Origin of the sequence: Paraburkholderia sp. A1RI-2L, assembly GCF_048957375.1 — a bacterium.
GTDB lineage: Bacteria > Pseudomonadota > Gammaproteobacteria > Burkholderiales > Burkholderiaceae > Paraburkholderia.
Genome location: NZ_JARBTA010000002.1, coordinates 614,356 through 637,196 on the forward strand (window position 1 = coordinate 614,356; position 22,841 = coordinate 637,196).

A 22,841-nucleotide genomic window follows, 5' to 3' on the forward strand; every position below is an offset into this window, starting at 1 on the left:
TGATCATCCTTGCTTACGCGTCCACCGTGGACCGTGTCGTGCGTGCGTTATCTTTTTGCGCGACGTGGATCTTGCCTCCCGCGATCGTGCGCAGCACGACATAGAACACCGGCGTCAGCAACAGGCCGAAGGCTGTCACGCCGAGCATGCCGAAGAACACCGCTACGCCCATCGCGTGACGCATCTCCGAGCCCGCTCCCGACGACAGCACGAGCGGCACCACACCCATGATGAATGCGATGGACGTCATCAGAATCGGGCGCAGGCGCAGCCGGCTTGCCTCGATAGCGGCCGAAAGGGGCGTATGTCCGTCGTGTTCGAGTTCGCGTGCGAACTCGACGATCAGGATCGCGTTCTTGGAAGCCAGGCCCACCAGCACCATCAGGCCGATCTGCGTGAAGATGTTGTTGTCGCCCTGGGTGAGCCACACGCCGGTCAGCGCACATAGCACGCTCATCGGCACGATCAGGATCACCGCGAGCGGCAGCGTCAGGCTCTCGTAGAGTGCGGCCAGCACGAGGAACACCAGCAGCACGCTGATCGGGAACACCCAGATGCCCGAGTTGCCCGCGAGGATCTGCTGATACGTGAGGTCGGTCCATTCGAACTTGACGCCGCGCGGCAGCACCTCAGCCGCGATGCGCTCGGCCGCCGCCTGCGCCTGGCCCGACGAGTAGCCCGGCGCGGGCCCGCCGTTGATGTCGGCGGCCGTGTAGCCGTTGTAGCGCACCACCATTTCCGGACCATACGTGGGCGTCACCGTCACGAGCGACGAGAGCGGCACCATATCGCCGGCGGCGTTGCGCGTCTTCAGCTGCAGGATGTCGTCGGCCTTCTGGCGGAACGGCGCATCGGCCTGCACGCGCACCTGGTACACGCGCCCGAAGCGGTTGAAGTCGTTCACGTAGAGCGAGCCCAGATAGATCTGCATGGTCTCGAACACATCCGTGACCGGCACGCCAAGCTGCTTGGCCTTGGTACGGTCGAGATCGACATTCAGTTGCGGCACGTTGATCTGATAGCTCGAGAACGTCGGGCCCAGCTCGGGCGTCTTCGCCGCACGCTTCACGAAGTCCTCGGTTGCGCGATTGAGCGCCTCATAGCCGAGCGCGCCATGGTCCTCCAATTGCATCTTGAAGCCGCCCAGCGTGCCGAGGCCGAGCACCGGCGGCGGCGGAAACACGGCGATGAACGAGTCCTTGATCGCGCCATATTTCTGGTTGAGCGCGCCCGCAATCGCGCCCGCCGCGAGCGCCTTGCTCTTGCGCTCCTTGAACGGCTTGAGCGTGACGAACACGATGCCCGCGCTCGAGCTATTGGTGAAGCCATTCACCGAAAGGCCCGGGAACGCCACCGCGCTTTCCACCCCCGGCTGCTTGAGTGCGATTGCGCTCATGTCGCGAATCACGGTTTCCGTGCGGTCGAGCGAAGCGCCATTGGGCAATTGCGCGAACGCGATCAGGTACTCCTTGTCCTGCGCGGGGACGAAGCCGCCCGGCACGACGCGCGCCATCAGCACCGTGGCGCCGATCAGCACCGCGTACACCGCAAGCATCGCGCCCTTGTGGCGCAGCACGCCGTTCACGCCGCGCCCATAGTCCTCCGAGCCTCGATGAAACACCTTGTTGAAGCGCCGGAAAAAACCGCCCAACAGCGTATTCATTACCCGCGCGAGCCAGTCTTCCTTCTCGCCGTGGCCGCGCAACAAGAGCGCGGAGAGCGCCGGCGAAAGCGTGAGCGAGTTGAACGCCGAAATCACCGTCGAAATCGCGATCGTCATCGCGAACTGCTTGTAGAACTGGCCCGTGAGGCCGCTCATGAACGCGAGCGGCACGAACACGGCCACGAGGGTGAGCGCGATCGCGATGATCGGCCCGCTCACCTCCTGCATGGCTTTATAGGTGGCGTCGCGCGCGGAAAGCCCGCTGGCGATGTTGCGCTCGACGTTCTCCACCACCACGATCGCGTCGTCCACCACGATGCCGATCGCGAGCACCATCCCGAACAGCGACAGGGCATTGATCGAGAAACCGAACGCCAGCAGCAGCGAGAACGTCCCCACGATCGACACCGGCACGGCGATGAGCGGAATGATCGATGCGCGCCACGTTTGCAGGAACACGATCACCACGACCACCACCAGAGCGATGGCTTCGAGCAGCGTATGCACGACTGCCTCGATACTGGAGCGCACGAACTGCGTCGGGTCGTAGACGATGCGGTAGTCCACGCCCGCGGGCATGTCCTCCTTGAGCGCCTTCATCGCCTCGCGCACCTGGTCGGAAATCGCGAGCGAATTCGCGCCCGGCGCCTGGTTGATGGCGAGCGCAACGGCCGGCTTGTTGTCGAGCAGCGAACGCAGGCCATATTCGGACGCGGCGAGTTCGATACGCGAGATATCACGCAGATAGGTCACGCCGCCATCGGGATTGGTCTTGACGATGATGTTGCCGAATTCGCTTTCGGTGCGCAGACGCCCGCGCGCATTCACGTTCAGTTGCAGCGGCGTGCCGGGCACGCTCGGCGACGCGCCGATCACGCCCGCCGCGACCTGCACGTTCTGCTCGCGAATCGCATTCACTACGTCTTGCGCCGTGAGATTGCGCTGCGCCACCTTCTGCGGATCGAGCCAGATGCGCATGGCGTAATCGCCCGAGCCCCACAGCTGCACCTGGCCCACGCCGCGAATGTTCGAGAGACGGTCCTTGACGTTGAGCAGCGCGTAGTTGCGCAGGTACGTCATGTCGTACTGATTGTTCGGCGAGATCAGGTGCACTACCATCGTGAGCGTGGGCGAGCTCTTGATGGTCGTGATGCCAAGGCGCTGGACGTCCTCGGGCAGGCGCGGCAGCGCCTGGTTCACCCGGTTCTGCACGAGCTGGGTGGCCTTGTCGGGGTCGGTGCCCAGCCGGAACGTGACCGTGAGCGTGAGATTGCCGTCGCTATTGGCCTGCGACTGCATGTACAGCATGTTCTCGACGCCGTTGATCTGCTCTTCGAGCGGCGCGGCCACGGCTTCGGCAATCACCTTGGGGTTCGCGCCCGGATACTGCGCATGGACGACCACCGAAGGCGGCACGACTTCGGGATACTCGGAGATCGGCAACTGGAACAGTGCGATCACCCCGGCCAGCAGGATCAGCACGGACAGCACGCCCGCGAATATCGGCCGGTCGATGAAGAATTTCGATATGTTCATGGGTCGCTCTATATTTCGGATGACTAACTTGCAGCGAGATTCACGCTCGCGCAGAGGGCGAGCACTGCGCTTCAGGAAGCCTTGGCCGCCCTGGCAGGGGAATTTTCAGGCGAAGGCGCAGCCGCATTGGCCACGCCCGCGTCCGGGTCGCCGTTCATCGGCACCTCGTGGGAGTGCACGGCCTCGCCCGGCCGCACGCGCTGCGTGCCGTTCACGATCACGCGCTCGCCTGCCTGCAGGCCGCCCACGATCACGCGCAAATTGCCCTGCTGCCCGCCGGTGCGCACGGTGCGGTACGCGACCTTGCCCGCGCCATCGACGACATACACGAACTTCTTGTCCTGGTCCGTGCCGATGGCCGCTTCGTCGACGAGCAGCGCAGCGTGAGGCGCGCTGCCGCTCACCTTGATGCGTGCATAGAGGCCCGGCACGAGCGCGCCGTCGGCGTTGTCGAAGCGCGCACGCACGCGGATCGTGCCCGAGGACGTGTCGAGCCGGTTGTCCACCGACTCGATCGTGCCGCTGCGCGAATAACCGGTTTCGTTCGCGAGTCCCAGTTCAACGGGGACTTTGGAGCCGTCCTTCATGCGGCTGATGTAGTCGAGATAGGTCTGTTCGTCGGCGTCGAATTCGGCGTAGATCGGCGACACCGAAACCAGCGTCGTGAGCGGCGGCGCGCTCGCCCCCGCCGACACCACGTTGCCCACCGTGATCTCGGCGCGCGAAACGCGGCCCGACACCGGCGCGACGATGCGCGTATAGCCGAGGTTGATCTGCGCGGCTTCGAGCGCCGCTTGCGCGGCCTTCAAATTCGCATTCGCCTCGCGCGCGGCATTCTGCTTTTCGTCGTAGTCGCGCTTCGCAATGGCGTTATCGCCAATCAGGCGCTGCGCGCGCTGCCAATCGCTCTGCGCGTAGCCAGTGCGCGCCTGCGCGGCGGCCAGTTGCGCGGCGGCCTGATCGACGGCGGCTTGATACGGGCGCGGGTCGATCACGAACAGCGTGTCGCCCTTGTTCACGAGCGCGCCATCACGGAAATTCACCGAGACGATCGTGCCGGAAACCTGCGGGCGCACCTCGACTTTCTCGACGGCGGCCATGCGGCCCGAGTAGCTCTGCCAGTCGGTGACGTTGCGCTTGAGCACGGCGGCGACATCCACCTCGGGTGCGGGTGGCGCTTCGGCGGCCACGGCCGGGTGCGAATCGAGACGCATGGCGACGAGCGAGCCGAGCCCCGCAACGACGAGAACAGCGGCCACCACGAGTGCAATGCGCGTACGTGAATGCGAGTTGAGAGACATAGCTAGCTCCAGCGAAATGATTGATTGTTTTTCGATAAATACTTTTGCGCGACGCTGCGGCGGCGCTACCAGACCACGCCGGCTTCGAAACAACAGCGGAAAAAACGCACCGCCTCGGCCAGCGCTTCGGGATGCGCACCAATCTGCGCATGCGAAACGCTTGGATAACGCATTACGTGCGTGCGCACACCCTCTTCGATCAGGCGCGTTGCATACTTCTCCGCTTCGATATGCAGAACATCGTTTTGCGCCGTGACGATGAACGTGGGCGGCAAGCCGGCGAGGCGCGAAGACTCCAGCGGCGCCGCATACGGATGCATGCGCTGCGAGGCTTCAGGCAAATAGGCGCGATAGCAGGCCGCGCATTCGCTCGCGGAAATGTCCGAAGCGAGCCGTGCTTCGTCACCCAGGCGCGTGAGGCTCGGGTCGAGCATCGGCGCAAACAGCGCCTGTGCGGCGAGGCGCACATCGCCGCGATCGCGCGCCATGAACGCGAGCACATTGGCGATCTGGCCGCCCGCGTCATGCCCCGCCGCAACGACGCGCTTCGCGTTGCCGCCGAATGCGCGCGCCCGTGCGCGCACCCATTGCGCAGCGAGATACGCGTCTTCGGGCGCGGCCGGAAACGGAAACCGGGGCGCGAGCGAATAATCCACCGAAACCACGAGCGCTGGTAAGTGCTCTGCGAAAAAGCGGGCGGCGCGATCGGCGTCGTCGAGCGTGCCGCGCACGAACCCGCCGCCATGGAAATACAGCAGCACCGGCAAATTGTTCGCGCCGCGCGGGCGGTACATGCGCAGCACGATGTCCTGCGCATGACCGGGGATCGTCGCTTCGCTCACGTCGATGGGCTTGGGCGCGCGTGTCTTCGCCGAAGAGGCCGCTGCCTGGCGCACGGGCGCGGGTTTATCGGCGAGCACGGATAAATCAGCGGAAATCCACGGCGTCGAGCGTTTGAAGGGATCCATGTCGAAACAGCGCAATGCGCGAGATTAGATTCGAATGATGCGCATTGTGGGTTCGGCAGATCTACAAATAAATGCCTATAATCCGTCAACACAATTCGGCGCACCTGAACAATCAGTTTCCTTTTATTCGCGCGACCGGCCCGGCAAAAGCGGGTGCGGGTCGGCGCGGTGTGCGTCCGATGTCTTTCGGAGAGTGGCAATGGACCGCCTTCAGGCCATGCAGGTGTTCACCCGCGTCGTCGATACCAACAGCTTCACGCGCGCAGCCGAGACGCTCGACATGCCGCGCGCCTCGGTCACGACGATCATCCAGAATCTCGAAGCGTTTCTCGGTGTGCGCCTCATGCACCGCACCACGCGCCGTCTTTCGCTCACGCCCGATGGCGCAGCGTATTACGAGCGTTGCGTGCGCATTCTTTCCGACGTGGAAGAGACCGAGCAAACCTTCCAGGACCGCAATCGCAAGCCGCACGGCAAGCTGCGCATCGACATGCCCGGTTCGATCGGGCGCCTCATCGTGATTCCATCGCTATGCGAATTTCATGGGCGCTATCCCGACATCGATCTGCAACTGGGCTTGACCGACCGTCCCGTCGACCTGCTCCAGGAGGGCGTGGATTGCGTCGTGCGCGTGGGCGCGCTGCAGGATTCGTCGCTGGTCGCGCGCCGCATCGGCTTGTTCGAAGGCGTGTCGTGTGCGTCGCCTTCGTACCTGGAACGCCACGGCACGCCGCAAACGCTAGAAGAGCTCGCGGAGCATCGCGCCGTGAATTATTTTTCGCAGCGCACGGGGCGCGTGATCGACTGGGCGTTTCTCGTCGACGGCAAGGAAGTGGAAATCAAGCTCAAGAGCATGGTTTCGGTGAACGACGCCGACGCCTATGTGACTTGCGGCATCGAAGGCTTCGGCCTGATTCAGGGGCCGCGCTACATGGTGCTGCCGCACCTGAAGTCCGGGGCGCTCGTCGAAGTGCTTCCCGACTTCAAGCCGCTGCCCATGCCGATTTCGGCCGTGTATCCGCATAGCCGGCATTTGTCGCCGAAAGTGCGCGTGTTCGTCGACTGGATCGCCGAAGTCTTCGACCGTTGCCCGCTGTTGAGCGGCCGCGCCTCGCTCGACAAGACCTGCACGATGCGCACGCTCGAAGAGCGGGAAAACGCACCGGCGCTCGAAACGCCGGTGATTTCGGAATGGGCCGCATAGGCTGGGCCGCGTAGGCTGGGCGGCATAGGCTGGGCGGCGTGAACGCTGAAGGTTGCGGACCTCATTCGCCCCCGTCAAAATGAACTACACCCCAAAGGCTGGACGGAGATCCAGTCTTCGGGGTGTTGATTGCACCGCCCGGTCACGCGCCGCCGCACAGGTAGGCCGCGACGGCGCATAACCAGGTTTCGATCAGAACTCGTAGCCGACCTGAGCACGCGCGGCGGTATTGCCGGTGTTGGTGACCGATACGCCACCGTTCACGAGCCAGCGCATGTTCGTCGAACGATACGTCACGCCCACGGCCGCCGCACTGCCGCCCATGTAGTAGCCGCCGCCGGCCGCGACCACGGTGCGCCCCGGACCCGAAGGCGTGAGGTTCGGCATGGCCATCGCCGCCGCCACTCCCGCGTACGCGTTCTTCGAAACCATGTTGATCGAGCTCTGCAGATTGCCGACCTGCTGGCCGAACGTGTTCGATTGCTGCGCGATCGAGTTGTTCAACTGGTTCAGGTTGACCGCATCGGTGCCTTCGGTGCCGGCCGCGACGTTGGTGATCTGACGCTCGCTGCCGCCCGCCCCAACCGAAACGGAGTTATCGCGGTTGGCCATCGAGCCCGCGCCCAGCGCGACCGAGTTGTGCGCCCGCGCCACCGCGCCCGCGCCGACCGCCGTCGACTGGCCGCCGGCCGCCACGGCATTCGCGCCCGCGGCAGTCGCGTGCGCGCCTGTTGCAGCCGCGACTTCGCTGTTGCGGTCGCCGGTTGCCGCGAACATCGGGGTGCCGCCGTTCTGCGCGATGTTGGTCACCGTGGTAATTGCATCGTTTAACTGACCGACGTTGACTGCATCGGTAGTAGCCGTACCGGCCGCCACGTTGTGGAGCGCAACCGCCGTGGCCGAGCCGTTGCCGCCGAGCGTCACAGAATCGTGCGCCGACGAATCGTACGCCACTGCATTCGCCACCTGACCGCTCAGGTTCGACATGTTGCCCTGGAGGCTGGCGATATCGGTCGTGTTCTGCGTCACGCGGCCATCGAGGTTCGTGACCGCCGAGCCCACGTCGTTGACCGTCATGCCGCCCACCACGTACGAAGGCGCGGTGACCGTGCCATCGCTGCTCACCGCCGATCCGCCGCCCAGCGCGCGAGCCGTCGAAACAGCTTGTGCGAAGAGTTGCGAGCCGTTCACGGCATCGGTGCTTGCGGCATTCACCTTGCCCGCCGACACGCCGGTCAGCGCGCGCGTACCCGCCGTGCCCGCGAAGTCCACGACCGTGCCGTCCGTGCTATTCGCGACCGTGATGTTGCGCGTCGCCGCGTCCTGTTGCACCAGACCCACCGAACCGCTGCTGATCTCATCGGCAAGACTGGTTACGCGCCCATCGAGGTTCGTGAGCGAGTCGCCGACGTTGTCGAACGTCTTGCCGCCCACCACATACGCCGGGGCCGAGATCGAACCATCCGGATTGACCTTTGCACCGCCACCCATCGCGCTCGCCGTCGAACTGGCCACGCCATGGAGCTGCGAGCCGTTCACCGCATCGGTGCTCGCGGCAGTCACCGCACCGGCCGCCACACTCTTCAGCGTGCGGGTGTTGCCGCTCTTGTCAGCAAAATCCACCGCAGCGCCATCCGTGTCCTTGCCAACGGTGAGGTCCGCACCGGCCGACGCCTGCTGCACCATGCCAATCGTGCCGCTGTTCAGGTTGTTGTTGATCGTGCTGATGTCGCCCTGAATCGAGGTGATGTCCGTGGTGTTTTGCGTCACGCGGCCATCCAAGTTCGTAATCGAAGCCGTGTTACCCGCGATATCTGTGGTGTTCTGCGTCACGCGACCGTCAAGATTCGTGATCGAAGCCGTGTTGGCTTCAATCGACGACGTGTTCGCAGCAATGTCGCTCGTGTTCTGCGAGACCTGTGCATTCGTCGCGTTCAGTTGCGACATGTTCACCGCGTCCGTATCCGCCACGCCAGCCGTCACGTTCTTCAGCGTGCGCGTATTGCCGTCCTTGTCGGCGAAATCCACCGCTGCGCCGTCCGTGTCCTTGCCAACGGTGAGGTCCGCACCCGCCGATGCCTGCTGCACCATGCCAATCGTGCCGCTGTTCAGGTTGTTGTTGATCGTGCTGATGTCGCCCTGAATCGAGGTGATGTCCGTGGTGTTTTGCGTCACACGGCCATCCAAGTCCGTAATCGAAGCCGTGTTACCCGCGATATCCGTGGTGTTCTGCGTCACTCGGCCGTCAAGATTCGTGATCGAAGCCGTGTTGGCTTCAATCGACGACGTGTTCGCAGCAACGTCGCTCGTGTTCTGCGAGACCTGTGCATTCGTCGCGTTCAGTTGCGACATGTTCACCGCGTCCGTATCCGCCACGCCAGCCGTCACGTTCCTCAGCGTGCGCGTATTGCCGTCCTTGTCGGCGAAATCCACCGCTGCGCCGTCCGTGTCCTTGCCAACGGTGAGGTCCGCACCGGCCGACGCCTGCTGCACCATGCCAATCGTGCCGCTGTTCAGGTTGTTGTTGATCGTGCTGATGTCGCCCTGAATCGAGGTGATGTCCGTGGTGTTTTGCGTCACGCGGCCATCCAAGTTCGTAATCGAAGCCGTGTTACCCGCGATATCTGTGGTGTTCTGCGTCACGCGATCATCGAGGTTTGTGATCGACGACGTGTTCGCAGCAATGTCGCTCGTGTTCTGCGAAACCTGTGCATTCGTCGCGTTCAGTTGCGACATGTTCACCGCGTCCGTATCCGCCACGCCAGCCGTCACGTTCCTCAGCGTACGCGTGTTGCCGTCCTTGTCGGCGAAATCCACCGCTGCGCCGTCCGTGTCCTTGCCGACGGTGAGGTCCGCGCCCGCCGATGCCTGCTGCACCATGCCAATCGTGCCGCTGTTCAGGTTGTTGTTGATCGTGCTGATGTCGCCCTGAATCGAGGTGATGTCCGTGGTGTTTTGCGTCACGCGGCCATCCAAGTTCGTAATCGAAGCCGTGTTACCCGCGATATCTGTCGTGTTCTGCGTCACGCGATCATTGAGGTTTGTGATCGACGACGTGTTCGCAGCAATGTCGCTCGTGTTCTGCGAGACCTGTGCATTCGTCGCGTTCAGTTGCGACATGTTCACCGCGTCCGTGTCGGCCGTGCCCGCAGCCATGTTGACGACCTGGCGCTGTGCGCTGTCCGAGCCCACCGAGACGGTATTGGCGCGCGTAGTCGACGAATTGGAGCCCAGCACCACCGAGTTGGACGCGGTGCTGGTGATGTTATTGCCCAGCGCGAAAACATCGTTCTGGCCTGCGGCAACGCTACCGTTGCTGCCGACGACGGCGCTGTTGGAGCCGTTGATGGTGTTGCTGTTGCCAAATGAGAAGCTGCCATCGCCGCCAATGGTGCTGTTGTTGCCGACGGCGTAGCTACCGTTTCCGGTAATGACGTTCGGGTCGCCGAAGGCACCCGAGTTATTTCCCGACACGTTGTTGCCAGTACCCACGCTGAGTGCGCTCGCGCCGCTTGCCACCGCACCCGTGCCGATGGCGATGCCATTGCCCCCCGACACGGAAGCGCCGTTGCCGACGGCAACGCCGTTGGTGCCCGTGCTCGTGGTGTTGGCCTGCAAACCAAGTGCGACGCTGTTATTTCCGCCGGTCGAAGCGCCGGTGCCGATGCTGACCGTATCCGTGCCGGCCGCGTTGGCGGCGGTGGCAAAGAACGTGGCGTCGCCCGCGGTGTTGCCGGCGGCGGATAACTGATTCGACGTGCCGATGGCGATGGAGCGCAGCCCGCTCGCATTGGCGGACTGGCCCATGCTGATGGCGCCTGTGCCGGTAGCGGTCGAGACGAAGCCGTTGGCGATGCTGTAGTTGCCATTGGCGAGAGACTCACGGCCCATGGCGATCGCGCCGAGACCGCCAGCCGTCGAGTTGCCGCCAAGCGCCATGGAAAAGTTTCGGCTTGCGGAGGAATGCGCGCCCAACGCAACGCCGGTCTCACCCATCACCGAAGCGCTGTCGCCCAGCGCAACGCCACCGCCGCGGCCATTGCCGTTGTAGCCGTCGAGTTTGAAGATCGCGTCGTCGGCCTTGTTGACCTTGGTGGACGCATAGATACCGATCGACACATAGGCGCCCAGTGCATACTGGTTGTCCCAACCCTTCGTGGGTGCGTACGCTCCGTTGCGGTAGAGATACTGATAGTAGTCGGTCGTGGCGCTGTCGTAGGTGCCGTACAGCGCCGTGCCGTTGGCCACCACCGAACCGGCCTCGGCAATCCCCGGCGCGGCCAGGCCAAACGTCAGGGTCGTCAGCGCAATCGCGGCAAACGACGACAAGAGTCGAGCCTTGCGCGAAGCGCCCTTCTTGCGCCCACAAGCCAATTCCGAAGCCGCAACCCAACTTGCGGTAGTTTCATTCCAGACGACGCGATATGCCTTATTCATAATTTTCCACCAGAGCCAGGAAATGACTGGACAGGCGTGGTCCGCGCGGAACGCAATACGTCCGCGGATCAAAATCCTCAGTTGCCAATCCAGCGATTTATTACTTGAAGAATAATTTGCAGTCCTGCTTTTTCTGCAACACAGCTATAGTTTCATCACCGTGAAATCCGGCGGGTGCGCGTTTCGTGCGCGCCACCTCACGGGAGATCACTGAAGCTCATCGACTACGCTTGTAAGATTATTCGCACAGGACCTGGCAATGAATAAGACGATTTCTATTTCGATATAGGAGTCCAGGAACCGGCCGCAAAAGCCGTTTGACTCGCGGTGCGTTGTCGGGCGCAGCGGACAATGCACCACCGCCCCAAGTATTTAGGGGCGGATATGAAAGGAGATTCGGAGAGGCCCGAAAGTGACGTCGTCAGCCGATTCGTGACGAACAGCGGGACTATGATGGGGTCAGAATAAAAGCCATGGCGTTCATCGATGTCGCCATGGCCCATGCAGATTAAATTAAATCGCGCTTAGCGCTTTGCGAAATCCGGTTCGAAGAACACCCAGCGCACCACCGGAAATCTCGCCTGCAAATCGGCTTCGATTACATTGATCGCCTCGACCATCGTGCGGCTATGGTCGTAATCGATCATCTCGGCCTGCACGGCGACGACCACCTCCTTGCCCCATTGCAGCGTGATGAGGCTGATGATGCCGCGAATCTCCGGCCGCGCACGCAAGAACGCCTCGATGTCGCGACGCATCTCCGGGCTCGCCGATTCGCCCACGATCATCGACTTCACCTCGCGCGCGATGAACCATGAGATCAGCATCAGCAGCACGCCCACGCCGATCGAGCCGCACGCATCCCATACCGGATTGCCGGTGATGACCGTCGCCAGCACCGCCGCGAACGCAATGGCGAGACCTGCGAGGGCGGCAATGTCCTCGCCTGCCACCACGAGCAGGTCGGAGTCGCGCGTTTCGCGCGCCCAGCGCCACAGCGACTTCGTGGGCGCGCCCTTGCGAATTTCGCGCAGCGCCCCGTAAAGCGAGAGCGCTTCGAGCACCACGGAAATGCCCAGCACCGCGAGCGCCACATACGTGTATTGCAGCGGCTCGCGCGCGATCAGCCGGTGAATGCCTTCGTACACCGAGAACGCGCCGCCCACGAAGAACAGCAGCAGCGCCACGAGCAGCGAATAAAAGTTGATCGCGCGGCCCGCGCCCATCGGATGCAGCGGCGTGGGTGGCTCGCGCGACTGGCGCAGGCCGAATAGCAGCAGCAGTTGATTGCCGCAATCGGCCGTCGAGTGGATGGCCTCCGCGAACATCGAGCCCGAGCCCGTAAACGCCGCCGCTGCGTACTTGCAGATCGCGATGCCGGTGTTCGCCGCGAGGGCGTAGATAATGGCCTTCGGCGACTCTCCGCTCATGCGACTTCCACGCGTGCGGGCCCGTCCGTCAATTCGCCGATCACGCGCGCATCCGCGAAGCCGTCCGCGTGGAAGCGCGCAAGCACGGCATCCACTTGCTCCGGCGCGCAAGCCACAAGCAGGCCGCCCGAGGTCTGCGGATCGGTGAGCAGCGTGCGTGCGCTGTCCGGCAACTGGGCCGCGAGCGTCACGCTCTCGCCATACGAGGCCCAGTTGCGGCCCGACGCGCCCGTGAACACACCTTGCGCCACGAACGCCTCCACGCCCGGCAGCCACGGCAGATCGGCATAGCGCACACGCGCCGTGAGATTCGCACCGCGCGCGATTTCGAGCGTATGGCCCAGCAGGCCGAAGCCGGTCACGTCGGTCATCGCGTGCACGCCGTCGAGTTCGGCGAGCGCCGCGCCCGGCTTGTTGAGCATCGTGGCGGCCGCAACCATCGCGCGGTAGCCGGCATCGTCGAGCAGGTCCTTCTTGAGCGCGGCCGACAGCACCCCCACGCCCAGCGGCTTGCCGAGCACCAGCACGTCGCCCGCGCGCGCCGAGGCATTGCGCTTCACGCGTTCCGGATGCACGATGCCGAGCGCGGCGAGCCCGTAAATCGGCTCGACCGAATCGATCGAATGGCCGCCCGCCACCGGAATGCCGGCTGCCGCGCACACGTCCTCACCGCCGCGCAGCACCTGGGCGATCACCTCATGCGGCAGCACGTTGATGGGCATGCCCACCAGCGCAAGCGCGAGAATCGGCTTGCCGCCCATCGCATAGACGTCCGAGAGCGCATTCGTGGCCGCGATGCGGCCGAAATCGTAGGGATCGTCGACGATCGGCATGAAGAAGTCGGTGGTCGCGACGATGGCCTGCTCGTCGTTGAGCTTGTAGACGGCGGCGTCATCGGCCGTTTCGGTGCCGACCAGCAGGTTCGGAAACGTGGCCGTGAGCGGCGTGCTGCGCGCGAGCAGCGCGGAAAGTACGCCCGGCGCGATCTTGCAGCCGCAGCCGCCGCCGTGCGAGAGGCTCGTGAGGCGCGGCGCGGCGGGCGCGGGGCGGTCGTTGTCGTTCGTGTGCGTCATATGCGGAGTGTTCCAGGGGAAAGCCGGAAAAACGGTCCGCATATTATGGGGCAAACCCCGCGGGCGCGATGGCGCGCTGCGGCCCGGCCTCGCAGACCGCATCCACGAGCCATTGCGGGTCGTCGTGCGGCAGATCGTGGCCCGCCCACGGATGCTCGCGATGCGCCGCGCTCCACGCCCGCGCGAGCCGCGCCGAGCATGCGGGATTCACGAGACGATCCTCGCGCGAAGACAGCACGAGCGCCGGACAAGGCGGCACGCCGCGCACCTCGTAGCGCGCCGCCGCCAGCAACTGGCGCAATGCATTGGCGCGGCTCACGGGAGCGCTCGCGCGGATCGCGCACCAGTCGTCGAGATCGGCGGCGAGCGTGTCGCAGCGCGCGCAGGTGCGCGCGTGGATTGCCGCTTCGGCCACGCCATCGCGCCAGTGCCAGGCCGCACGCAGCAGCGCGGGCCACGCGGCGGCCCGCAGCCGCTCGTAAAAGCGGCTATAGGGCCGCATGCTCGTGTTGACGAGCACGAGCTGCTCGATCTCGTCGGGAAAGCGCAGCGCCCACGCCGAAGCCACCATGCCGCCCAGCGACATCGCCAGCACCCGATGCGGCGGCCGCGCGCCGCGCCGCTGCACTTCTGCGCGCACGGCGTCCACATAGGCATCGACATCGATGGGCGAGCGCAGATGCGCAAGCATGCCGTTGCCGGGCAAGTCGAGCGGCAGCACCGCGCCGCAACGCGTTTCGAGCAGAGGCGCGAACGCGCCCCAGTGGCGCGACTCGCGCGTAAGGCCGCGCAGCAGGATCCAGCGCGCCGTCATGAACCCGGCTTCCGGTACCAGTGCCCGATCGCGCTTTGCAGCACCTGCTGGCGCGCCACGCCCTGCGGCAGCCAGCGCGACGACGAAAACGCGGCGCGCGTGAGGAATTCGAACAGGTTCGCGTGACGCCGCAAAACACGCGCGGTGCGGTGCTGCATGACCGGATTGAACATGCCCTGGCGGGAAAAAAGCTGGCGCGGATTCTTCTTGATCCAGAGCCACGAGCCCAATTCGAGCGTGAGCGGCAGGAATATGCTGGCCGTGGGCGCGCGGTCGTACGCGCAATCCCAGAGATCGCCGTGCAGCAGATACTGGTGGCTCTGCGGCTCGAACGTATAGCCGTGATGCGGATGCGCACGCTCGAACATCGTCTTGAGCACGTACATCTCGGGCAAGTGGCGCATGAGCTGACGCGTGCGCGCGTACGGAAACCAGATGCTGTCGCTCCAGCCATAGCCCGAGTGGCAATCGAGCGCGAACGCGAGCGGCCGATGCGCGAGTTCCTCGTCGACGACCTTCAGCAGCGCCGCCGCCTCCGGCTCCATGCGCGCGCCGCGCTCGCCGCGATACCACGGCAGCCAGGAGCCTACGCGCTGGCCGCCCGCGAGAAACGGCACGTGCTCGTCGGCGTCCTGCGGCGCGTTGCGCATGAGGTCGACGCCGTTCGGATTCGCGCGCGTGGCGAGCCACATGCCGCCGGGATTGACGATCGGCATGATGACGAGCCGCACCGATTCGAGCTGGCGCATCAGCAGTTCGTCCCACGCGAGACGCCCGATGAGCGCGCGCATGTAATCGAGCACGAGTTGCGAGCCAATGCGCTCGAGCCCGTGAATGCCGCCGAAAAAGCCGATCGCAGGCGCATCCGGTTCGCGCGAGCCCACCGCAGCCACGTAAAGCGAGAACGCGCGGCCGCGCACTTCGACCTCGCCCGCGCTGCGGATGTCGAACCAGTTTGCGCCGGCATCGAGAAGCGTTTTCAGGTCCTCGTATTCCGCGAAGCTATCGGGTAGGAAGCTTAGTCCGGGCATCTCTGTCCAATGGATTTGCCATGAAAAACCGGGGCCAGCACGCACGTCTGCCCACAATATAGCCCGTTCGCCGGGCGTTGCGCGTGACACGTGAGAGGCGTCACACACATGTCACGCGCGCTCGCGCTGTCATGTGACCGACATGTTTCGGACCCGCCCGAAGCGCACAGAAATCACTCGAAAAGCGCACGGTCCCGCAAGACGTGTAGTCGTCTAGACGTCGCGATGCCTTCACTCAACCGTCATAGTCGCTTCCTAGAATGTCCCGGACTCAATCAACGACGCGTGGCCACACGACGAATCGGCATGAACGCAATCCGTATCGAACGTCTCTCGAAGACCTTTGGTCGGGGGCGCCCTGGCCAGGGCGCCTCAGCCGGAGGCGCGAACCGCAAGGCGCTCGACGAAATCAATCTGCACGTGAGCGTGGGCGAGATGGTCGCGCTGATCGGCGCATCGGGCTCGGGCAAGTCGACGCTGCTGCGCCATATCGCTGGCTTCGTGGCCGCCGATCCACAACCTTCGCAGATCGAAATACTTGGCCGGCCGATTCAGCGCAACGGACGCATCGTGCGCGAAGTGCGCCGCATTCGCCGCGATATCGGCTTCGTGTTTCAGCAGTTCAATCTCGTGAACCGGCTCACGGTGGAAACCAACGTGCTGATTGGCGCACTCGCGCGCCTGCCGCCGTGGCGCCGCCTCACCGGGTGCTTTCCGCGCAGCGAGCGTGAACGCTCGGCGGCGGCGCTCGCGCAAGTGGGCATCGGCGACAAGGCCGGCGAACGCGCCACGAATCTCTCGGGCGGCCAGCAGCAGCGCGCCGCGCTCGCCCGCGCGCTGGTGCAGCGCGCGCGCGTGATTCTCGCCGACGAACCGATTGCCTCGCTCGACCCGGAATCGTCGCGCCGCGTGATGGACATGCTGCGCATGCTCAACCGCGATCACGGGCTCACGGTGGTGGTGTCGCTGCATCAGGTCGATATCGCGATGCAGTACTGCCCGCGCACGGTCGCACTGCGCGATGGCCGCGTGGTCTACGACGGCCCGTCCGCCGCGCTCACGCCCGCCCTGCTGCAACAACTTTACGGCAGCGCCGCGCCCGAATTGCTCGAAGCCGATGCGGCTGCTCACGCGGTCGAGCAGTGCTTCGGCGCGCAGCCCAAAGCAGTCTGATCACGCCAACCTTCCCCTCACACACACGGACCCGCCCTCTCATGAAACTGCTCCGTTCCATGCTCTCCTGGTGCGCCGCCGGCGCCGTCGCGGTCGCCTCGCTGGGCGCCGCGGCCGCTCACGCGGAAGACATCAACTTCGGCATTATCTCGACCGATTCCTCCGCGGTGCTCAAGCAGCGCTGGCAGCCGTTCATCGACGACATGAACCGGCAGACCGGCTTGCACGTGAGCGCATTCTTCGCCACCGACTACTCGGGCATCATCGGAGCGATGCGCTTCAACAAGGTGCAGATCGGCTACTTCGGCAACGCCTCCGCCATGGAAGCCGTGGACCGCTCGAACGGCGAGATCTTCGCGAAGGTGCTCTACGCCAACGGCGCCGCGGGCTACAAGTCGGTGCTCATCACCAACGTCAACAGCCGCGTGAAGACGCTCGACGATGTATTCAGGAACACCAGGGATCTCACGCTCGGCTGGGGCGACCCGAATTCCACCTCGGGCACGCTGATTCCGGGCTATTACCTGTTCGCGCAGCGCGGCGTCCAGGTGAATGCGTCGACGTTCAAGACGGTGCTGCCGTCGAGCCACGAAGCGAACCTGCTCGCGGTAGTCAACAACAAGGTCGACATCGCGACCAACAACACGATAGAGCTCGCCAACCTGCAACAAAAGCATCCGGACCAGTTCGCCCAGGTCCGCGTGCTGTGGACCTCGCCGCTGATTCCGACCGATCCGCTCGTGTGGCGCAAGGATCTGCCCGAAGCGACCAAACAGAAGCTGCGCGACTTCTTCTATCGCTATGCGAAAACCGATCCGAAGGAGAAGCAGATCATGGCCGGCATCACGGGCTACGCAGGCTTCGCGCCCGCCTCCGACGCCCAGCTGGTGCCAATCCGCGAAGTCGCGCTGTCCCGCCAGAAAGAGAAGATCGCCGCCGACACGCACCTCTCCGACGCAGACCGCAAGAGCCAGATCGCGGCCATCGACGCGAAGATCGGTGCGCTCTCGAACGCCGCGAAGCCGTAATGGGCACGATGGACTTCGACGCATCGCGGCTCGCGCCACCGGCGTCCAATCCGGCGGTCGCAACGCAGGGTGCAACGCAAGCCGCCGCAGCTGGCAAGCGCAGCCGGTCGTCGCTCGTGCTGTGGGCGCTCGTGTTCGTGCTGCTCGGCGCAGCGTGGCGCGGCGCGGACATGCGCCCGCTCGAACTCTTCGCCGACTCGCAAAACATGGGCACCTTCGCGCGCGGCTTCTTCCCGCCCGACTTCACCGAATGGCGCACCTATGTGCACGAGATGTGGATAACCGTGGCGGTGGCGCTGTGGGGCACGGCGCTCGCGATCGTCTGCGCGGTCCCTTTCGGGTTGATGTCGTCGCACAATCTCGCGCCGCGCTGGCTCCTGCATCCGGTGCGCCGCCTGATGGACGCGTGCCGCGCCATCAACGAGATGGTGTTCGCGATGCTCTTCATCGTCGCGGTGGGCCTCGGGCCATTCGCAGGCGTGCTGGCGCTCTGGGTCCACACCACGGGCGTGCTTGCCAAGCTCTTCGCCGAAGCCGTCGAAGCCATCGATCCGCGCCCCGCCGAGGGCGTGCGCGCGACCGGCGCCACGCCGCTCGACGAGATCATCTATGGCGTGCTGCCCCAGGTCATGCCGCTGTGGATCTCGTACGCGCTTTACCGGTTCGAATCGAACGTGCGCTCGGCGATGGTGGTGGGCATGGTGGGCGCGGGCGGCATCGGCGTCGTGCTCTATGAGGAGATCCGCTCGTTCGACTATGCGCAGACGAGCGCGGTGCTGATCATGGTGATCGCCGTGGTCACGGTGATCGACCTTGTCTCGGCGAAGCTGCGCGCACACGTGATCTGACGCTGCCCGCGCGCATCCCCTGCTCATCGCCGGCGGGCGAGGCGAAGCGCGAGCTGCATGGCATCCGTCGTGCAGCCCGCGCTTTTTCTTTTGGGCGGCGCTGCCTGGCGTTCTGGCGCTACGGCAGATTCGCTGGAATAATCGGCTGCTTGCGGCCGCAACCGCATCCTCCTCCCCATTCTTCGCGCTCGTTCGATGGCAAGCTTCGTGGTCCTGCTGGTTCTGCTTTCGGCGCTCATGCATGCGAGCTGGAACGCCTTCCTTCACCTCTCGGGCGACCGCGTCTGGCTGCTCGGCATGTTCTCGGTGCCTTATGTGCTGGTGAGCGCGGTCGGCGTATGCGTGCTGCCGCCGCCCGATCCCGCGAGCTGGCCGTATATCGCGGCATCGGCGCTGCTCGAATTCGCGTACTGCTTCGCGCTGATCCGCGCCTACCGCAGCGGCGACTTCGGGCAGATCTACCCGATAGCGCGCGGCCTCTCGCCGTTGCTCGTGTTCGTGGGCGCGCTGGTATTCGCGCACGAGGAATTGCATGCGCTCGCCGCCACCGGCGTGCTGCTCGTCTCGCTCGGCATCATGTCGCTCGCGTTCCGGCGCGGCATGCGCTTTTCGGGTGAAAGCGTGCCCTGGGCGCTGGCGACGGGCTTCTTCATCGCAACCTATTCGATCGTCGACGGCCTCGGCGCGCGCCTCGCCGGCAACCCGCTCAGCTACATCATGTGGGTCTATCTGCTCTGGAACGTCCCGCAGTTCATCGTGGTGTGCAAGCTGCGCGGCGGCGCGGCGCAAATGTTCGTTTCGAAGGGCAACGCCGTGCGCGGCATGCTCGCGGGCGTGCTGGCGCTCACCGCGTATTGCCTCGTAATCGAGGCGTTCCGCTATCTGCCGATCGCGATGGTGTCCGCGCTGCGCGAGATGTCGTCGATCTTCGCGGTGCTGATCGGGTGGCTGTTCATGCGCGAAAAACTCACGGCGCGCCGCCTGGTTGCCTGCGTGCTGGTGACGTGCGGGGCGGTGTTGATCCGGATGTAACGGACGCGAGCGAGGCATCGAGCCGATGCCGCCGGCGCTTCACCCCAGCACCGGCAAACTCGCATCGATCGCCTCCGCAAGCGTATCGAACGCCGGCGCGATCTCCTCATCGGGCACGCTCGCATAGCCGACCAGCAAGCCCGACGCCGCGCGCTCGCGCGCCGAGTAATAGCCGGAAAGCGGCCGCACGACGATATTGCGCGCGAGCGCGGCCTCGGCCACGGCGCGGTCGTCGCTGCCCTCGGGCAACTGCATGACCACGTGCAGGCCCGCGTCGCCGCCCATCGCGGGCAGCGCGTCGCCGTAACGGCGTGTGACCGCATCGAGCAGCACCTGGCGGCGCTGGCCATACAGCGCGCGCATTTTGCGGATGTGCGAGGTGAAATGCCCTTCGGCGATGAACTCCGCCAGCACGGCCTGCTGCAAGAGCTGGCCCTCGCGATATAGCTCGGCGCTCGCGGTCGCAAAGCTTTCGGCAAGCGGCTCCGGCGCGACGAGATAGCCCACGCGCAGCCCCGGAAACAGCGTCTTGCCGAAACTGCCCACGTAGATCACCTGCCCCGCCGTGTCGAGCCCCTGCAGCGACGCGAGCGGCCGGCTGCCGTAGCGGAACTCGCTGTCGTAGTCGTCCTCGATGATCCAGCATTGGTGCTGGCGCGCGTACTCGAGCAGCATGCGGCGGCGCGCGAGGCTCATCACCATCCCGAGCGGGTACTGGTGCGAGGGCGTGACGAGAATGAGCTTCGGCGGCGCGGCGGCGAAATCGTCGGGCGACGGGTTGATGCCCTCGCTGTCCACCGCGATCGGGCGCGGCTTGAGGCCGGAGACCTGCATCACGCTGCGCACGCCCCAATAGCACGGGTCTTCGGTCCAGATCGTGTCGCCAGGGTCGGAGAGCAGACGCACGGCCAGGTCCACCGACTGGTGAATGCCCGTCGTGATGATGATCTGCTCGGGCGAGCAGCGCACCGAGCGCGACGTGCGCAGATAATCGGCCAGCACGTGGCGCAATAGCGCGAGGCCGCCGCCCGGCGCATAAGTGAGCAGATCGGGGCGCAGGCTGCGCCAGTACTTGTTGTGCAGGCGCGTCCAGATGCGCGCCGGGAAGCGCGAAACATCAGGCACGCCCGGCATGAATGCGCCGCCCTGTCGCTTCGAGACGCCCGCGCCCGCAATCAGGCGCGCGCCGCGCGTGGAGAGCGCGCGGGCTGCCGTGCGCTGGGCCTCGGTCGCGAGCGGCACGGGCCCGATCAAGGCATCGGCGCGACGATTCGGTGTGGCGGCCATCTGCGCAGCCGGCGCGGAGGGCACTGCCGGCGCCGCACCCAAGCTCGCCCATGCCTGCCCTGCAAGGCTGTTAGTTGCGATGCCCCCCGGATCCCCGCCCCTGCACGCCGGCCCAAAATAAGGCGCGGATCCAGATCTAGCGACATTTCTGCCCCCTTGCAGAGAGCCAATTTCCGCCGCGCCAACGATCTCGTCGGGCGACGTATCGGCAACAAAGGTGCCGCGCCCCGTCGCCGAAGTCACATAGCCTTCGAGCACTAGCTGCTCGTACACCTGCGTGACGGTATTGCGCGCGATCCCCAACTCGGCCGCCAGCAGCCGCGACGACGGCACTCGCGCGCCCGCCGGCAGCTCGCGCGAGAGGATCGCCTGCTGCAGCAGACGGTGCAGTTGCCGGTAGACTGGCTGCCCGCTGCCACGCTCGAGCCGCTGGGCCAGCCAATCGGACAGAACACTCGCTCGCACGAAATTGGCTCCTATGAATTTATCTGAATGGCTCTGAATTTTAGAGCCAAACCTGAGTATAGTCGCGGCATGGACCCAACAGTGGTCCGCCCATCCAACCAGCATCCGACACCGTTTTTGAAGGAGACGACCGTGAGCAAGAACGCCGAACTGCAGAACCGCAAAAACGCCATTACCCCGCGCGGCGTGGGCGTGATGTGCGACTTCTACGCCGAGCGCGCCGAGAACGCGGAACTGTGGGACGTCGAAGGTCGCCGTTTCATCGATTTCGCGGCCGGCATCGCCGTGTGCAACACGGGCCACCGCCATCCGAAGATCGTCGCCGCCATCAAGGCGCAACTCGACCACTTCACCCACACCGCCTACCAGATCGTCCCCTACGAGTCGTATGTCTCGCTGGCCGAGAAGGTCGCCCAGCGCGCACCGGGCAACTTCGCCAAGAAGGCCGCGTTCTTCACGACCGGCGCCGAAGCCGTCGAGAACGCCGTCAAGATCGCCCGCGCCCATACCGGCCGTCCGGGCGTGATCGCCTTCGCGGGCGGCTTCCACGGCCGCACGCTGATGGGCATGGCGCTCACCGGCAAGGTCGCTCCGTACAAGCTCGCGTTCGGCCCGTTCCCGGCCGACGTCTACCACGCTCCGTACCCCAACTCGGTCCACGGCATCAGCACGGCTGATTCGCTCAAGCACATCGAGATGCTGTTCAAGGCCGATATCGATCCGAAGCGCGTCGCCGCGATCATCTTCGAACCGGTCCAGGGCGAAGGCGGCTTCTACCAGGCGCCTGCCGACTTCGTGCGCGGCCTGCGCAAAATCTGCGACGCGCACGGCATCCTGCTGATCGCCGACGAAGTGCAAACGGGCTTCGCGCGCACCGGCAAGCTGTTCGCGATGGAGCACTACGACGTCACGCCGGACCTCATGACGATCGCCAAGAGCCTCGCCGGCGGCATGCCGCTGTCGGGCGTGGTGGGCCGTGCGGAAGTCATGGACGCGGCAGCGCCTGGCGGCCTCGGCGGCACCTACGCGGGCAACCCGCTGGCTGTCGCTTCGGCGCACGCGGTGATCGAGATCATCGAAGAAGAAAAGCTGTGCGAGCGCGCCACCAAGCTCGGCGACAAGCTCAAGGCCAAGCTCAACGCGATGAAGGCCGACGTGCCGCAAATCGCCGACGTGCGCGGCCCAGGCGCGATGAACGCTGCGGAATTCTGCAAGCCGGGCACGAGCGAGGCCGACGCCGACTTCACCAAGCGCGTGCAGACCGCCGCGCTCAACCGTGGCCTGCTGCTGCTCGTCTGCGGCGTGTACTCGAACGTCGTGCGCTTCCTGTTCCCGCTGACCATTCAGGACACCGTGTTCGACGAAGCACTCGCGATCCTCGAAGAGTCGATCAAGGAAGCCGTGGGCGTGCCGGCGTAAGCCTGCGCCGCAAAACCTCGGCAAAGTCCATCGGCCCGCCGCGCGCGGGCCGTCCACGAAACGGCACACCGGCGTTTGCCGCTGTGCCGTTAGTCGTTGTTACTGCATTGATTTCGAATCGAATCAACGTTA

At 65.0% G+C, this 22,841-nt stretch carries 15 protein-coding genes; 6 read left to right on the forward strand and 9 right to left on the reverse strand.

From position 1 onward, the window contains the following. Window positions 1-13: 13 nt before the first annotated feature. The 3 genes from PWP93_RS17670 to PWP93_RS17680 all read right to left on the reverse strand — a co-directional run bounded on the left by PWP93_RS17670 (window position 14) and on the right by PWP93_RS17680 (window position 5,468). Entirely contained in the window at window positions 14-3,199 is a 3,186-nt protein-coding gene (locus tag PWP93_RS17670) for an efflux RND transporter permease subunit (RefSeq protein WP_421045325.1), read from the reverse strand. A gap of 71 nt (window positions 3,200-3,270) precedes the next feature. Beyond that, window positions 3,271-4,500 (reverse strand): efflux RND transporter periplasmic adaptor subunit, encoded by a 1,230-nt coding sequence (locus PWP93_RS17675; protein WP_421045326.1) that lies wholly within the window; start codon window positions 4,498-4,500, stop codon window positions 3,271-3,273. A 65-nt stretch (window positions 4,501-4,565) separates the two neighbouring features. Continuing rightward, complete coding sequence (locus PWP93_RS17680; RefSeq protein WP_421045327.1) at window positions 4,566-5,468, reverse strand: alpha/beta hydrolase; 903 nt, start codon at window positions 5,466-5,468, stop codon at window positions 4,566-4,568. A 199-nt stretch (window positions 5,469-5,667) separates the two neighbouring features. Here PWP93_RS17680 and PWP93_RS17685 point away from each other — a divergent pair, with 199 nt between their 5' ends. After that, window positions 5,668-6,672: a LysR family transcriptional regulator gene (locus PWP93_RS17685; protein WP_421026124.1), complete on the forward strand. Its 1,005-nt coding sequence runs from the start codon at window positions 5,668-5,670 to the stop codon at window positions 6,670-6,672. 192 nt (window positions 6,673-6,864) lie between these two features. Here the strand turns inward: PWP93_RS17685 and PWP93_RS17690 are convergent, their stop codons facing one another. From PWP93_RS17690 to PWP93_RS17710, 5 genes are all read right to left on the reverse strand, one after another. Then, a complete protein-coding gene (locus PWP93_RS17690) occupies window positions 6,865-11,109 on the reverse strand; it encodes an ESPR-type extended signal peptide-containing protein (protein WP_421045328.1) in 4,245 nt (1,414 codons plus the stop codon). A 524-nt stretch (window positions 11,110-11,633) separates the two neighbouring features. Continuing rightward, complete coding sequence (locus PWP93_RS17695) at window positions 11,634-12,539, reverse strand: cation diffusion facilitator family transporter (protein WP_421045329.1); 906 nt, start codon at window positions 12,537-12,539, stop codon at window positions 11,634-11,636. Then, window positions 12,536-13,612 carry a selenide, water dikinase SelD gene (selD, locus tag PWP93_RS17700; RefSeq protein WP_421026127.1) on the reverse strand — a complete coding sequence of 359 codons (1,077 nt, stop codon included), beginning with the start codon at window positions 13,610-13,612 and terminating at the stop codon, window positions 12,536-12,538. Before selD ends, PWP93_RS17695 begins: the two co-directional genes overlap by 4 nt. 43 nt (window positions 13,613-13,655) lie before the next feature. Further along, window positions 13,656-14,426 carry an alpha/beta fold hydrolase gene (locus PWP93_RS17705; protein ID WP_421045330.1) on the reverse strand — a complete coding sequence of 257 codons (771 nt, stop codon included), beginning with the start codon at window positions 14,424-14,426 and terminating at the stop codon, window positions 13,656-13,658. Further along, window positions 14,423-15,457, reverse strand: a complete 1,035-nt coding sequence (locus PWP93_RS17710) for a M14 family zinc carboxypeptidase (protein WP_421045331.1) — start codon at window positions 15,455-15,457, stop codon at window positions 14,423-14,425. Before PWP93_RS17710 ends, PWP93_RS17705 begins: the two co-directional genes overlap by 4 nt. 306 nt (window positions 15,458-15,763) lie before the next feature. Between PWP93_RS17710 and phnC the strand changes: the two genes are divergently transcribed. The 4 genes from phnC to PWP93_RS17730 all read left to right on the forward strand — a co-directional run bounded on the left by phnC (window position 15,764) and on the right by PWP93_RS17730 (window position 19,538). After that, on the forward strand, window positions 15,764-16,630 hold the full coding sequence (gene phnC, locus PWP93_RS17715; protein WP_421045332.1) for a phosphonate ABC transporter ATP-binding protein: 867 nt from the start codon (window positions 15,764-15,766) through the stop codon (window positions 16,628-16,630). Between the two features lie 41 nt (window positions 16,631-16,671). Further along, entirely contained in the window at window positions 16,672-17,658 is a 987-nt protein-coding gene (gene phnD, locus PWP93_RS17720) for a phosphonate ABC transporter substrate-binding protein (protein ID WP_421045333.1), read from the forward strand. After that, window positions 17,658-18,506 carry a phosphonate ABC transporter, permease protein PhnE gene (phnE, locus tag PWP93_RS17725; protein WP_421045334.1) on the forward strand — a complete coding sequence of 283 codons (849 nt, stop codon included), beginning with the start codon at window positions 17,658-17,660 and terminating at the stop codon, window positions 18,504-18,506. Before phnD ends, phnE begins: the two co-directional genes overlap by 1 nt. 195 nt (window positions 18,507-18,701) lie before the next feature. Next, window positions 18,702-19,538 (forward strand): EamA family transporter, encoded by an 837-nt coding sequence (locus PWP93_RS17730; protein ID WP_421045335.1) that lies wholly within the window; start codon window positions 18,702-18,704, stop codon window positions 19,536-19,538. A 39-nt stretch (window positions 19,539-19,577) separates the two neighbouring features. Here PWP93_RS17730 and PWP93_RS17735 read toward each other — a convergent pair whose 3' ends face one another. Next, a complete protein-coding gene (locus PWP93_RS17735; RefSeq protein ID WP_421045336.1) occupies window positions 19,578-21,290 on the reverse strand; it encodes a PLP-dependent aminotransferase family protein in 1,713 nt (570 codons plus the stop codon). A gap of 132 nt (window positions 21,291-21,422) precedes the next feature. Here PWP93_RS17735 and gabT point away from each other — a divergent pair, with 132 nt between their 5' ends. Further along, entirely contained in the window at window positions 21,423-22,709 is a 1,287-nt protein-coding gene (gene gabT / locus PWP93_RS17740) for a 4-aminobutyrate--2-oxoglutarate transaminase (RefSeq protein WP_421045337.1), read from the forward strand. The last annotated feature ends 132 nt before the right edge of the window (window positions 22,710-22,841 follow it).